Genomic DNA, 12683 nt, shown 5'->3' on the forward strand with positions numbered 1-12683 from the left:
TGAGCTAGATTCGTTCACCGTCGATAACTCCACTCGTCGGCGCGGTCACAGTCAGTACGATCCAGGAGCAGCGCATGCGCGACTTCGCCCTCGCTCCCCCCACCACCGCCCCACTGACGGGCGGACTCGCCGACAGCGTCTTCGACACGGCGCTGCGTGAACCGAACCTGCCGCAGATCGCGCGCCGCCCCGACCCGGCCAAGCAGGTCTGGACGCAGGTCACGGCGGCCGAGCTGCGGGACGAGGTCGTCGACCTGGCCAAGGGGTTCTTCGCCTCCGGCATCTCACCGGGCCACCGCGTGGCCATCATGGCCCGCACCCGCTACGAGTGGACGGTGCTCTGCTACGCGCTCTGGACGGTGGGCGCCGAGGTCGTGCCGATCTACCCGACCTCCTCGCGCGACCAGGTCGCCTGGATCCTCGCCGACTCCCAGTGCAGCGCCGTCGTCGTCGAGGACGAACAAGGCCTGATGACCGTCGGCTCGGTGTGCACCTCGCTGCCCCTGCTGCGCAACGTGTGGCAGCTGGACGACGGGGCCCTGCCCCAACTCGTCGAACTGGGCCGGTCGGTGCCGATCACCACGGTCGACTCGCTGCGCCGGATCGTACTGCCGGACTCCGCCGCGGTGATCGCCTACACCTCCGGCACGACCGGGCATCCCCGCGGCTGCGCCCTGAGCCACCGCAACCTGGCCAGCCCGTGCGACACCCTCCTCGCGGGCTGGAGACACACTGCGGCACCGCCCGGCGAACAGCCCACGGTCCTCGCCTTCCTGCCTTTCTCGCATGTGTACGGCCTGATGATCCAGGGCCTGTGTCTGCGCGGCGGCATGCTGATGGGGCACGAACCCGACCTGACCGGGGAGGCGCTGTCGTCGGCGCTGCTCTCGTTCAGGCCGACGTACCTGTACGCGGTCCCGTCGGTGTTCGAGAAGATCTACAAGAACTTCCTGCGCGCCGCCCAGCAAGCGGGCCGGGGCACCCTGTTCGAGCGGGCCGCCGGGACCGCGCGGGACTTCGCGACGGCTGTCGAACGACAGCGGCTGGGTACAGGGTCCGGGCCCGGTTTCGACCTGCGGCTCCAACACGCCCTCTACGAGCGGACGGTGTACCGCAAACTCCGCGCCGCTCTGGGCGGGCGGGTCTGTGGCGCGGTCTCGGGTGGTTCGCCCCTCAACCGTGAACTCGCCCTGTTCTACTCGGGTATCGGCATCCTCGTGCACGACGGCTACGGCCTCACCGAGACCAGCGGCGGCATCACCGCGCAGCCTGTCGGCCGGGAGAAGTTCGGGACGGTCGGGCAGCCGCTGCCCGGCACGGAGATCCGGGTCGCCGAGGACGGCGAGATCCTCGTGTACGGCACGTCCGTCTTCCAGGGGTACGTCAACGACGACGCGGGCACCCGGGCAGCATTGCGGGGCGGCTGGCTGGCCACCGGGGACATCGGACGGCTGGACCAGGAGGGGTATCTGACGATCACCGGGCGCAAGAAGGACATCATCATCACCAGCAGCGGCAAGAGCGTCGCGCCGGCCGCCCTGGAGCAGCGGCTGCGCATGCACCCGCTCGTCCACCAGGCGGTGATCGTGGGCGACAACCGGCCCTGCGTGGGCGCCCTCATCACCCTCGACCCGGAGTTCCTGGCCCACTGGCGCGCCTCGCTGGCCCTGCAGGAGGACACGCCGCACCGCCAGGCGCGCGAGGAGAACGCCCTGCGGGAGGAGATCGGACGGGCCGTCGCCGCGGCCAACAGTTCGGTGTCGCGGTCCGAGTCGATCCGGGTGTTCCGGGTCCTCGCGGAGCCCTTCGCCCTCAGCAACGGCCTGCTGACCCCCTCGATGAAGCTGCGCCGGGACGCGATCGTGCGGCACTACGCCTTCGAGATCGACGCGATGTACCAGGCCCGGACGCGCTCCCCCCGGCCGAACCAGGCTGCGGAGGAACTCGCGCACTGGGACGACGCGGACAACGTGTTCCGCTGAGCACACGGCGCGTAGGCGGGACGGTTTTTGGTTGACGGTACGACGGACCGGCCCGCAGAGTGATCTCCGTATCGGCCTCCCCGTACGGATTGGACCCTGCCGTGACGAGTACCGCCGCACCGTGGTCGCACGCGCCCGTCAAGGTCGGGCTCGTCGGCGCCGGGCCCTGGGCGCAGGGGGTGCACGCGCGCGTGCTGGCCGCCGGGCCCGAGACCGAGCTCGCCGGAGTCTGGGCGCGTCGCCCCGAGGCCGCTCAGGAGACGGCCGCGCCGTACGGGGCACCGGTCGCCGCCCGATTCGAGGAGCTGCTCGACTCCTGCGAGGCGGTGGCGTTCGCCGTGCCGCCCGCCGTACAGGCCGAGCTCGCGCTGCGCGCCGCCAAGGCGGGCAAGGCACTGCTGCTGGAGAAACCGATCGCCGGGGATCTCGCGGCGGCCCGGCAGCTGGTGGACGCGATCGACGAGGCCGGGGTCGTCTCCCAGGTCACCCTGACCAACCGCTACCACCCGCAGACCCGCCTGTTCCTGGAGGCGGCGAGTGAGGCGGACGTCTTCGGCGCGCGGGCGTCCTTTCTGAGCGACGCCTTCCTGGGCGGCGCCTTCGCGACCCCCTGGCGCCTCGAACAGGGCGCACTGCTCGATCTGGGACCGCACGTCCTCGATCTGCTCGACGCGTCCGTGGGGCGGATCGCGCGGGTGCGCGGTACAGGTGATCCGCGCCGCTGGATCGAACTCACCTGTGAGCACGAGAACGGCGCGGTCAGTCAGGCCTCCCTGTCCGGTTCGGTGAACGTCGCGCAAGGTGTCGCCCGCGTCGAACTCTTCGGCTCAGGGCCGGAGTTGGTCTTCGACAGCACCGAACTCGACCATGAGGAGAGCTGGCCGGTGCTGCGCCGCGAGTTCGCGACCGCCGTCCGCACGGGTGTCTGTGGCGAGCTCGACGCCCGTCGTGGCCTTCATCTGCAGACGCTGATGGCCCAGGTGTCCGAGGGCTGAGCACCGCGAATACGGAAGTGACGTGGATCACGCCCGGCTTCGGTGTCGATCCGGAACAACCCGGAGAGCTCGGCCGTTCTTCTGTACGTGGCTGCGGAGGGGACAGTGTCCCCGGGCCTCACCTATAGCCCATGGGGAAGATCGTTCGGCTGAAGCCCCATGGAGCCTTTCGCCGAGAGGCGACCGCCCTCCGCGTGCCACCACCTACGGCCCTGGCTGGTCTCCCCCGTCCAGCCAGGGTCTTCTTGTGTCAAAAAGCGGTTTCGTGCCTGCCGCCGAGGTGCCCGGCGCGTCCGCAACGGCTGAAATGGGTGTAGGGGAAGCCACCGGAACCGGGTAGGGCGCTGCCACGGTGGACGACTTCCCTCCAGATCGCCGGCGAGGAGCCCTGCTCATGACCAAAGCGATAAAGCTGCTGACCGCCCTTCCCCCGCCCCGCCGTGAGCGTCTGCTGGCGCTCGCGACGGAGGTGTCCTTCCCCGAGGACTTCAGGATCTTCGAGGCGGGCGGCACCGCCGACCGCTTCTGGGTCGTCCGCTCCGGCGCGGTCTCCCTGGTCCAGCAGGTGACGCCGGTGCAGCGGGTGACCGTGGGCAGCCTCGGCGCAGGCGATCTGCTCGGTTGGTCCTGGCTCTTCCCTCCCCACCGGTGGGACTTCGGCGCCGAGGCCTTCAGCCCCGTACGCGCGTACGAGTTCGACGCCGCGTCGGTGCTCGAACTCTGCGAGGAGGAGCCCGCCCTCGGGCTGCAGCTGGTGCGGATCATCGCCGAGATCCTCGCCCATCGGCTGGAGCTGACCCGGGGCCGGCTGATGGATCACTTCAACCGGGGGCCCGGATAAGGAGCGCCGGCCGTTATCGGACGCGGTAGCGGCGCAGCGCCGGCATCGCGGCCGCCAGGGCCAGGGTGATGGCGACAACCAGGAGTCCGCCGCCGGCGACGGCCGTGCGAGTCCCCAGAGCAGATGCCGTGGTGCCGTGCAGCAGGTCCGCCAGGCGGGGACCGCCCACGACGACCACCGTGAACACGCCCTGCATCCGGCCGCGCATCTCGTCGGTCGCCGCCGACATCAGGATCGCCACCCGGAAGACACCGGAGACCATGTCGGCGACGCCGGCGACGACCAGGAACGCCACCGCCACCCACAGGCTGGTGCTCAGCCCGAAGCCCGTGATCGCCAGCCCCCAGGCGACGACCGCGCCGATCACCATCCAGCCGTGCCGGCGCGCCCGCGAGAACGTGCCGGAGAACAGGCCGCCGAGCACCGCGCCCACCGGGATCGCCGCGAACAGCAGGCCGAGGGCGAGTCCCTCCCCGTAGGGGGCGTACGTCTGGGCGGCGAGTTGTGGGAACAGGGCGCGGGGCATGCCGAAGACCATGGCGACGATGTCCGCGAGGAAGGAGAGCAGGAGCACCTTGTGCAGGGCGATGTAGCGGAACCCGGCCACGATCTCCCGTGCGCCCGCCTTCCGGGAGGCCGCCGGCCCCGGCGGAAGCGGGGGCAGCCGTACGACGGACCACAGGGTGACGCACAGGGCGAGCGCGTCGATCAGATACAGCTCGGCGAGGCCGATGACGGGTATGAGAGTGCCGGCGAGCAGCGGTCCCGCGACCAGGCCGGTGTACAGGACGGTCATTCCCAGGGCGTTGGCCGCGGCGAGTTCCTCCTCGGGGACCAGCTGGGCGACGACGGCGCTGCGGGCCGGTGAGTTCAGGCCGAAGAACGCCTGCTGGAGGGCGAGCAGGACCATCAGGGTCACCACCGAGTCGAGGCCGACGAGAGCCTGGATCCAGAACAGCAGCGAGGTGACGGCGATGCCGGTGTTGGTGATCAGCAGCAGCTTGCGGCGGTCCATGCTGTCGGCGATCGCGCCGCCCCACAGCGCGAACACGACGAGGGGCAGGAGCCCGGCGAGGCTCGCGTAGCCGACCCAGGCGGAGGAGCCGGTGATGTCGTAGATCTGCTTGGGCACGGCGACGGCGGTGAGCTGGCTGCCGACGGCCGTGACGGCGGTGGAGGACCACAGGCGACGGTAGGCGGGGCGGCGCAGGGGCCGGGTGTCCATGGCCCAGCGGCGCCGGCCGTGCCCACCCGGGCGGGGCTCGTCCGTGGGCGCCTTCGGCTGAGGGTCCGAGTCGCTGCCGGTGCTGTTGTTGCTGGGGTCCACAGGTGTCCTGGTTGCTCGTTACATCCAATCGGCTGAGCTTTCAATATCACAAGTGCTGCCGGGGCCTTCTCCGGAGAGCGTCCGTGCGGCGCTGTCCAGCAGCATGTCGAGGGCCGTGGGATACGCGCTGGAGACCGTGCGGGCGACGAGCTCGGAGAGCACGGTGCCGCTCCTGGTGGGACGGCGACGGCGCCGCTGCTCCTCCGGCACGACCTGCTTCGGCACGGCCGCCCCTTCGCTCTTATGCCAACGCCATTGACCTTAGGCGAGAGCGAGGCGTTGGATCGGCGGACAACGGCATCGGAACCTTTACAAAAGGGAGTTTTGCCATGCGTGTGCTGCTCGTGGGAGCCGGCGGTGTGGGGACCGCGATCACCAGGATCGCCGCACGGCGCTCCTTCTTCGACCTGATGGTCGTGGCCGACTACGACCCCGTGCGGGCCGAGGCCGCGGTCGCCGCGCTCGATGCCGGGGAGCGGTTCGTGGCGGAGCGGGTCGACGCGTCCGACGAGGCGGCGGTGGCGGAGCTGCTGGCCCGGCACGGGTGCGACGTACTGCTCAACGCGACCGACCCGCGCTTTGTGATGCCGCTGTTCCGCGCGGCCCGCGCCGCCGGGGCCACCTACCTCGACATGGCGATGTCCCTGTCGCGCCCGCACGCCGAGCGGCCGTACGAGGAGTGCGGGGTCAAGCTCGGCGACGCCCAGTTCGCGGCGGCGGATGAGTGGGCGAAGGCGGGTGCGCTGGCCCTGGTCGGGATGGGTGTGGAGCCGGGCATGTCCGATGTGTTCGCCCGTTACGCGGCCGACGAACTCTTCGACGAGATCGAGGAGATCGGCATCCGCGACGGAGCGAACCTCACCGTCGACGGCTACGACTTCGCACCCTCCTTCAGTATCTGGACGACGATCGAGGAGTGCCTCAACCCACCGGTCGTCTACGAGTCCGGCCGGGGCTGGTTCACCACACAGCCCTTCAGCGAGCCGGAGGTGTTCGACTTCCCCGAGGGCATCGGCCCCGTGGAGTGCGTGAACGTCGAGCACGAGGAGGTGCTGCTCGTGCCGCGCTGGATCGACGCGCGCCGCGTCACCTTCAAGTACGGCCTGGGCGAGGAGTTCATCCAGACCCTCAGGACGCTGCACCTGCTCGGCCTGGACCGCACCGACCCCGTGACCGTCCCCGGCGTCGCAGGACCGGTCGCCGTGTCGCCCCGGGACGTCGTCGCCGCGTGCCTGCCCGACCCGGCGACGCTGGGCGACCGTATGCACGGCAAGACGTGTGCGGGGACGTGGGTCAAGGGCACGAAGGACGGCGCGCCCCGCGAGGTGTACCTGTACCACGTGGTCGACAACCAGTGGTCCATGGCGGAGTACGGCTCCCAGGCGGTGGTGTGGCAGACGGCCGTCAATCCGGTCGTCGCCCTGGAACTCGTCGCCACCGGCGCCTGGACCGGCTCGGGTGTCCTGGGCCCGGAGGCGTTCCCGGCCCGCCCCTTCCTGGACCTGCTGACGGCGTACGGCTCGCCGTGGGGCATGCGCGAGCAGTGAGGTGCGCTCCCCGGGCCGAAACCCGGGGAGCCGGGCGGTTCTACGGCGCGGACGGCTTGCCCTTCGTGCCTATCCAGGTCCGGAACAGCCCGTCCAGATCCTTGCCGGAGACGCGCTCGGCGAGGGCGGTGAACTGGGTGGTCGTACCGTGCCCGCCCCGGTGCTGGGTGGCCCAGGTGCGCAGGATCTTGAAGAACGCCTGGTCACCGACCGTCTTGCGGAGCTTGTGCAGGGCCATGGCACCGCGGTCGTAGACGGGCCTGCCGAAGATGTTCGCACCGCTGCCCGGGTTGGCGGGCGGGAACGACCACAGATCGTCGCTCGCGGCCGTGGCGTACAGGCCGTCGAAGGTCTTCTGGGCGCTCGGACCGCCGTGCTGTTCCGCGTACAGCCACTCCGTGTAGGTCGCGAAGCCCTCGTTGAGCCAGATGTCCTTCCAGCTGGTGAGGGCAACGGAGTCGCCGAACCACTGGTGTGCGCTCTCGTGGACCAGGGTGCTCAGGTCGGGTGCCCGGTCGTACACGGGACGGGTCTGTGTCTCCAGCGCGAAGCCGACCTGCGGGGCGCGGTCGACGATGGCTCCGGCGGCGCGGTACGGGTAGGGCCCGAAGAGCCCCGCCTCCCAGTCCAGGACGGACGGCAGTTTCTTCAGCACGGGCGCGGCGGCGGAGGCCTCTCGCGGATCGACGGCGTTGTAGACCTTTATGCCACTGCCGGTGGTGTACTGCTCGACCTTGAACTTCCCGACCGTGGCCGTGGCCAGATAGGAGGCCATCGGCTCGGACTGGCGCCAGCGGAAGGTGGTCTTCCCACCCGCGGTCTGCTGGCCCAGGAGGACGCCGTTGGCGACCGCGGTGCGCCCCTGGGGGACGGTGATCGTGAAGTCGTAGGAGGCCTTGTCCTTGGGGTGGTTGTTGCCGGGGAACCAGCTCATGGAGCCCTGCGGCTCGCCGGCGACGAACACCCCGTCGTCGGTGGGGATCCAGCCGTCCTTCGAGCCGTCCGGGTCGATGACCGTCGTGGGGACGCCCGTGTAGCTGACGGCGACCTGGAACGTCTGGTTCCTGTGCAGGGCGCGGCGCGGGCTGATGATCAGTTCCTGCCCGGAGCGCCGGAACCCCGCCTTGACGTGGTCGACGGTGAGGGCGGTGACCTTCAGGCCGCTGAGGTCGAGGTTGAAGCGGGTCAGCTTCTGGGTGGCACGGACGCTGAGCACGGCCCTGCCGTCGAGACGGCGGCTCGTGGGGTCGTAGCGAAGGTGCAGGTCGTAGTGGCCCACGTGGTAGCCACCGTTTCCGGCCAGCGGGAAGTACGGGTCTCCGACACCGGAAGTACCTGCCGTCGCGGCTCCCGCGGGTCCGGCGGCGGCCAGCAGGGCCGCGAGAGCGACGGGCACGGTAGCGACGACGGCGTCACGACGAAGGACCGCGGTGCGAGTGCCTGCGTACTTCCTGGGGGGTCTCACGCGAGCTCCTACGGTATGAGATCTGATCAGCTTCAGGGATTTCACCCTAGAGGCGTCACCGCGCGGATTCCTCCTCCTTATGGTCAAGTTGCGAGACCTCGTGACCGGGCACATCATTCTTTCGGTCCCGTATTCTCCCCACCCCGCCGGAGGACGCTCGTGACGGTCAACGTCCGCCGTGTCTACGAACCTCCCGAGCCGGACGACGGCGTGCGCGTCCTGGTCGACCGGCTCTGGCCGCGCGGCCTGTCCAAGGAGGCCGCGCGGGTCGACGAGTGGCCGAAAGTGCTTACGCCGTCGACCGAGCTGCGCCGCTGGTACCACGCCCAGGAGGACCCGTCCGACACGTTCGAGGAGTTCCGGCGCCGGTACGAGGCAGAGCTGGCCGCGCCCGGGGCGGCCGAACCCCTGGAGGCGCTGCGCGCACTGACCGGCAAGGGACCGGTGACGCTCGTGAGCGCCACCAGGTCCCCTGCGCAGAGCCATGCTTCGGTACTGGCCGAACTGCTGACGTCCGGGGGAAGGCGCTGAAGATGTCTCAGGTTGTCGCCCGTGCCGCCGCCCGCCCCGCCGCGCGGCCGGAGAAGAGGCAGCCGCCGAGGAAGGTGCCCTCCAGGGCGTTGTAGCCGTGTACGCCGCCGCCGCCGAAGCCTGCGACCTCGCCGGCCGCGTACAGCCCCTCGACGGGCTCGCCCGTCGCGCCCAGGGCGCGTGAGTCGAGGTCCGTCTGGATGCCGCCGAGGGTCTTGCGGGTGAGGGTGTGGAGCTTGACGCCGATGAGCGGGCCGGCCTCGGGGTCGAGGATGCGGTGCGGGGTCGCGGTGCGGCCGAGCCGGTCGCCGATGTAGCGGCGGGAGTTGCGGATGCCCTGGATCTGCGCGTCCTTGCTGTACGGGTTGGCGATCTGGAGGTCACGGGCCTCGATCTGGCGGCGCACCCGGTCCACGTCGAGGAGCGGTTTGTCGGTCAACTCGTTCATTTTCCCGATGAGTTGGTCCAGGGTGTCGGCGACCACGAAGTCCGCGCCGTGCTTCACGAAGTCGGCCACCGGGCCGGGCGCGCCCTTGCCGAGGATGCGCTCCTTGAGGAACGCCTTGCGGTTCTTGGCCGTGATGTCGGGGTTCTGCTCGGAGCCCGACAGCGCGAACTCCTTCTCGATGATCCGCTGGGTGAGGACGAACCAGGAGTGGTCGTGCTCGGCGATGTCCTCGGTGGTGCGCAGGTACTTGAGGGTGCCGAGGGTGTCGTACCCGGGCAGGCAGGGGTCGGGCAGTCGGCGGCCGAGCGCGTCGAACCACATGGAAGACGGGCCGGGCAGGATGCGGATTCCGTGGCCGGGCCAGATCGGGTTCCAGTTCTGGATGCCCTCGGTGTAGTGCCACATACGGTCGCGGTTGACCAGGCGCACCCCGGCCTCGGCGCTGATGTCGAGCATCCGCCCGTCGACGTAGGCGGGCACGCCGGTGACCATGTCGGCCGGTGCCGTGCCGAGCCGTTCGGGCCAGTACTGGCGCACGATGTCGTGGTTGGCGCCGATGCCGCCGGTGGTGACGATCACGGCCTGGGCGGTGAGTTCGAAGTCGCCGATGCGGTCCCGGTTGGACGCCACTCCGCGCGGCGAGGTGTCCTCGGCGAGGACCGTGCCACGTACGCCGCGCACCGCGCCCTCCGTGACGACGAGTTCGTCGACCTGGTGGCGGTGGTAGAAGGTCAGCAGTCCGGCGCGGGACGCCTGCTTGGCACTGAGCACGAACGGTTCGACGACTCCGGTGCCCGTGCCCCACGAGACGTGGAAGCGGGGTACGGAGTTGCCGTGCCCGTGGGCACGCAGGTCGCCGCGTTCGGCCCAGCCGACCGTCGGCAGGAAGGAGATGCCGTGACCGGCGAGCCAGGACCGCTTCTCCCCGGCCGCGAACTCGACGTAGGCGCGCGCCCATTTCACCGCCCAGGAGTCCTCGTCGTCGACGCGGTCGAACTGTGCGCTGCCCTGCCAGTCGCTCCAGGCGAGGTCGAAGGAGTCCTTGATTCCCACGCGTCTCTGCTCCGGTGAGTCGACGAGGAACAGCCCGCCGAACGACCAGAAGGCCTGGCCGCCGAGGTTGGCGGCGTTCTCCTGGTCGACGAGTGCGACCCGTCGACCCTTGCTGGTCAGCTCGTGGGCCGCGACCAGTCCGGCGAGGCCGGCTCCGACGACGATGACGTCCGCATCCATTGCGACCGTTCCCTTTCTCATCCGCCGCTGTGCGCGGCCGGGTTGTCGCTGCCGTCGGTGAGCAGCGCGGTGAGCAGCTGCTTGAGCCACGCGCGCGCGTGCTCGACGTCCTTGTCCAGCAGCAGTTGGGTCGTGACCCCGTCGTACGCGGCGATCACCGCGTGGGCTGCGCCCTCGGTGTCGCCGAGTACGGCGGGCAGTTCGGTGTGTCCGGTGGCCCGGGCGAGCCGGTCCGCGACGGCCCGCCGCAGCCGCTCACGGTGTTCCAGGAGGGTCTGGGCGACGGCCGGGATCCGGGCCGCGTGGACCAGGAAGTCGGTCTTGACCAGCAGCCAGTCGAGGTCGAGCAGCAGGACCTCGGTGACCCGGTCGACGGCGGCGGGCACGTCGAGATCCGGACCGTCCAGAGCGAGCGCGCCCGCGACCTGGTCGGCGATCAGACCGGCGCGCTCCCCGTAGAGGGCGAAGAACAGCTCGTCGAGGCTGTCGAAGTTCGAGTAGAAGGCACCCCTGCTGTAGCCGGCGGCTTCACAGACCTCCTCGATCGAGACCCGCCCGAACCCCTTCGCGGCGAACACCGCGAACGCCGCCTCCAGCAGATTGGCCCGCGTGCGCACGCGCCGCTTGGTCACCCGCCCCGTCGTTCCCTCGCCCGCCATGTCCGACCCTCCGTTCGATACAGGAATGTATCCGATACATCAGTGCATCCAAAGGGTTCGGGAGAGCCGATATTTCGCCAGCCAGTAAATAGGTACACGTGTTCGAACACGGGGGTACGCTGATGCCATGACCGCGCATCTCCAAGGCTCCCTCTTCGACCAGACCGACGAAGTCCGGCTCGGCGCACTGGCCGAAATGCGCCGTACGACGCTGGGTCACGGCGCCTGGATCGACGAACTCCCCGGCTGGCTCCATGGGGCCGACGCCCTGTTCGAACTGCTGGCGGCCGAGGTCCCGTGGCGGGCCGAGCGCCGGACGATGTACGACCACGTCGTCGACGTACCCAGGCTGCTGGCCTTCTACGGAGCCGGTGACACGCTGCCGCACCCGGTGCTGGCCGAGGCGCGGAACGCGCTCTGTGCGCACTACGCCGCCGAGCTCGGGGAGCCCTTCACCACGGCCGGGCTCTGCTACTACCGCGACGGGCGGGACAGCGTCGCCTGGCACGGGGACCGGATCGGGCGCGGTGCGCGCGAGGACACCATGGTCGCGATTGTCTCCGTGGGCACACCGCGCGACCTCCTGCTGCGGCCGGTACAGGGCGGCGAGACACTGCGGCGCCCCCTGGGGCACGGCGACCTGATAGTGATGGGCGGCTCCTGTCAGCGGACCTGGGAGCACGCCGTTCCCAAGAGCACACGGGTCACGGGGCCACGGATCAGCATCCAGTTCCGGCCACACGGGGTGCAGTGAGGCACGGGGCGCAGTGAGGCACGGGGCGGCCTGCCCCGTCGTGAGCCACTCCCCCGCCGTCTGCTTTGCTGTGCGTCATCCGGCAGCGAACTGCAGAACGGGAAGATCATGCGGGCAGACGTCCACCAAGTCGCCGATGGCATTTACCTCGTACACGGAAGCAACACCAACTGGGTGATCCTCACCGAGGGCGACGCCACCACGCTGATCGACACCGGGTACCCCGGCGACCGGCAGCTGGTGCTCGACTCGCTCGCACAGGTGGGGAGTTCGCCGGAGGCGGTGGCGGCGATACTCGTCACGCACGCGCACAACGACCACATCGGCTCGGCCGAGTACCTGCGCTCCACCTACGGCACGCCGGTGCTGACGCACGAGGCCGAAGTGCCGCACGCACGCCGGGACTTCCTGCACCAGGTGACCGTCGGGGACGTACTCAAGAACGGCTGGCGGCCCGGCGTACTGCCGTGGGCCGTGCACGCCATCCGCTCCGGCGGCACCGCGCAGGTGCCGGTCACCGAGCCGCAGCCGTTCTCCGAGGCGCTCGACCTGCCGGGCGGGCCCGTCCCCGTCCACACCCCCGGGCACACCGACGGGCACTGCGCCTTCCACCTCCCGGACGCCGGGGTCGTGGTCTCCGGCGACGCCCTGGTCAGCGGGCACCCGACCTCCCGGCTCAAGGGCCCGCAGCTGCTGCCCGACATGTTCCATCGCGAGCGCGCGCGTGCCGTGGCCTCCCTGGACCTGCTGGAAAAGCTCCCTGCCGACGTCCTGCTGCCCGGCCACGGGCCCGTGCACCACGGCAGCGTGCGGGAGGCGGCCCAGCAGGCGCGGCAACGGGCGCTGTGAAGCGGCGCTCTACAGTGAGGTGACGATCACCAGCGGAACGAGAACGGTCGAG

12 protein-coding genes are annotated in these 12683 nt (G+C 70.3%); 7 read left to right on the plus strand and 5 right to left on the minus strand.

Annotated elements, in window-relative coordinates; genetic code table 11:
• Positions 1-74: 74 nt before the first annotated feature.
• From OG734_RS02525 to OG734_RS02535, 3 genes are all read left to right on the plus strand, one after another.
• Positions 75-1982: an AMP-dependent synthetase/ligase gene (locus OG734_RS02525; RefSeq protein ID WP_330285813.1), complete on the plus strand. Its 1908-nt coding sequence runs from the start codon at positions 75-77 to the stop codon at positions 1980-1982.
• A 101-nt stretch (positions 1983-2083) separates the two neighbouring features.
• On the plus strand, positions 2084-2977 hold the full coding sequence (locus tag OG734_RS02530) for a Gfo/Idh/MocA family protein (protein WP_330285814.1): 894 nt from the start codon (positions 2084-2086) through the stop codon (positions 2975-2977).
• Positions 2978-3371: 394 nt separating this feature from the next.
• Positions 3372-3818, plus strand: coding sequence for a Crp/Fnr family transcriptional regulator (locus OG734_RS02535; RefSeq protein WP_330285815.1), 447 nt, complete (start codon positions 3372-3374; stop codon positions 3816-3818).
• A gap of 13 nt (positions 3819-3831) precedes the next feature.
• Here OG734_RS02535 and OG734_RS02540 read toward each other — a convergent pair whose 3' ends face one another.
• Both OG734_RS02540 and OG734_RS02545 read right to left on the minus strand, forming a co-directional pair.
• Entirely contained in the window at positions 3832-5145 is a 1314-nt protein-coding gene (locus OG734_RS02540) for an MFS transporter (RefSeq protein ID WP_330285816.1), read from the minus strand.
• Between the two features lie 18 nt (positions 5146-5163).
• Positions 5164-5370: a hypothetical protein gene (locus tag OG734_RS02545; protein WP_330285817.1), complete on the minus strand. Its 207-nt coding sequence runs from the start codon at positions 5368-5370 to the stop codon at positions 5164-5166.
• A 104-nt stretch (positions 5371-5474) separates the two neighbouring features.
• Between OG734_RS02545 and OG734_RS02550 the strand changes: the two genes are divergently transcribed.
• Entirely contained in the window at positions 5475-6692 is a 1218-nt protein-coding gene (locus OG734_RS02550; RefSeq protein ID WP_330285818.1) for a saccharopine dehydrogenase family protein, read from the plus strand.
• Between the two features lie 40 nt (positions 6693-6732).
• On the opposite strand, the gene OG734_RS02555 is transcribed toward OG734_RS02550, so the two are convergent.
• Positions 6733-8088 (minus strand): M1 family metallopeptidase, encoded by a 1356-nt coding sequence (locus OG734_RS02555; protein ID WP_443064818.1) that lies wholly within the window; start codon positions 8086-8088, stop codon positions 6733-6735.
• A gap of 228 nt (positions 8089-8316) precedes the next feature.
• Here OG734_RS02555 and OG734_RS02560 point away from each other — a divergent pair, with 228 nt between their 5' ends.
• Positions 8317-8688 (plus strand): DUF488 domain-containing protein, encoded by a 372-nt coding sequence (locus OG734_RS02560; RefSeq protein WP_330285820.1) that lies wholly within the window; start codon positions 8317-8319, stop codon positions 8686-8688.
• Positions 8689-8695: 7 nt separating this feature from the next.
• Here the strand turns inward: OG734_RS02560 and OG734_RS02565 are convergent, their stop codons facing one another.
• Positions 8696-10369, minus strand: coding sequence for an FAD-binding dehydrogenase (locus OG734_RS02565; RefSeq protein ID WP_330285821.1), 1674 nt, complete (start codon positions 10367-10369; stop codon positions 8696-8698).
• A 17-nt stretch (positions 10370-10386) separates the two neighbouring features.
• On the minus strand, positions 10387-11028 hold the full coding sequence (locus tag OG734_RS02570; protein ID WP_330285822.1) for a TetR/AcrR family transcriptional regulator: 642 nt from the start codon (positions 11026-11028) through the stop codon (positions 10387-10389).
• A 127-nt stretch (positions 11029-11155) separates the two neighbouring features.
• On the opposite strand from OG734_RS02570, the gene OG734_RS02575 reads away from it, so the two are divergent.
• Positions 11156-11782, plus strand: a complete 627-nt coding sequence (locus OG734_RS02575) for an alpha-ketoglutarate-dependent dioxygenase AlkB (protein ID WP_330285823.1) — start codon at positions 11156-11158, stop codon at positions 11780-11782.
• A 108-nt stretch (positions 11783-11890) separates the two neighbouring features.
• Positions 11891-12631 carry an MBL fold metallo-hydrolase gene (locus OG734_RS02580; RefSeq protein WP_330285824.1) on the plus strand — a complete coding sequence of 247 codons (741 nt, stop codon included), beginning with the start codon at positions 11891-11893 and terminating at the stop codon, positions 12629-12631.
• The last annotated feature ends 52 nt before the right edge of the window (positions 12632-12683 follow it).

The organism is Streptomyces sp. NBC_00576, assembly GCF_036345175.1.
Taxonomy (GTDB): domain Bacteria; phylum Actinomycetota; class Actinomycetes; order Streptomycetales; family Streptomycetaceae; genus Streptomyces.

Coding starts and splice junctions, on each gene's coding strand:
- OG734_RS02570 (WP_330285822.1), bottom strand. CDS start 11,028: ATGGCGGGCGAGGGAACGACGGGGCGGGTGACCAAGCGGCGCGTGCGC.
- OG734_RS02535 (WP_330285815.1), top strand. CDS start 3,372: ATGACCAAAGCGATAAAGCTGCTGACCGCCCTTCCCCCGCCCCGCCGT.
- OG734_RS02580 (WP_330285824.1), top strand. CDS start 11,891: ATGCGGGCAGACGTCCACCAAGTCGCCGATGGCATTTACCTCGTACAC.
- OG734_RS02525 (WP_330285813.1), top strand. CDS start 75: ATGCGCGACTTCGCCCTCGCTCCCCCCACCACCGCCCCACTGACGGGC.
- OG734_RS02550 (WP_330285818.1), top strand. CDS start 5,475: ATGCGTGTGCTGCTCGTGGGAGCCGGCGGTGTGGGGACCGCGATCACC.
- OG734_RS02565 (WP_330285821.1), bottom strand. CDS start 10,369: ATGGATGCGGACGTCATCGTCGTCGGAGCCGGCCTCGCCGGACTGGTC.
- OG734_RS02575 (WP_330285823.1), top strand. CDS start 11,156: ATGACCGCGCATCTCCAAGGCTCCCTCTTCGACCAGACCGACGAAGTC.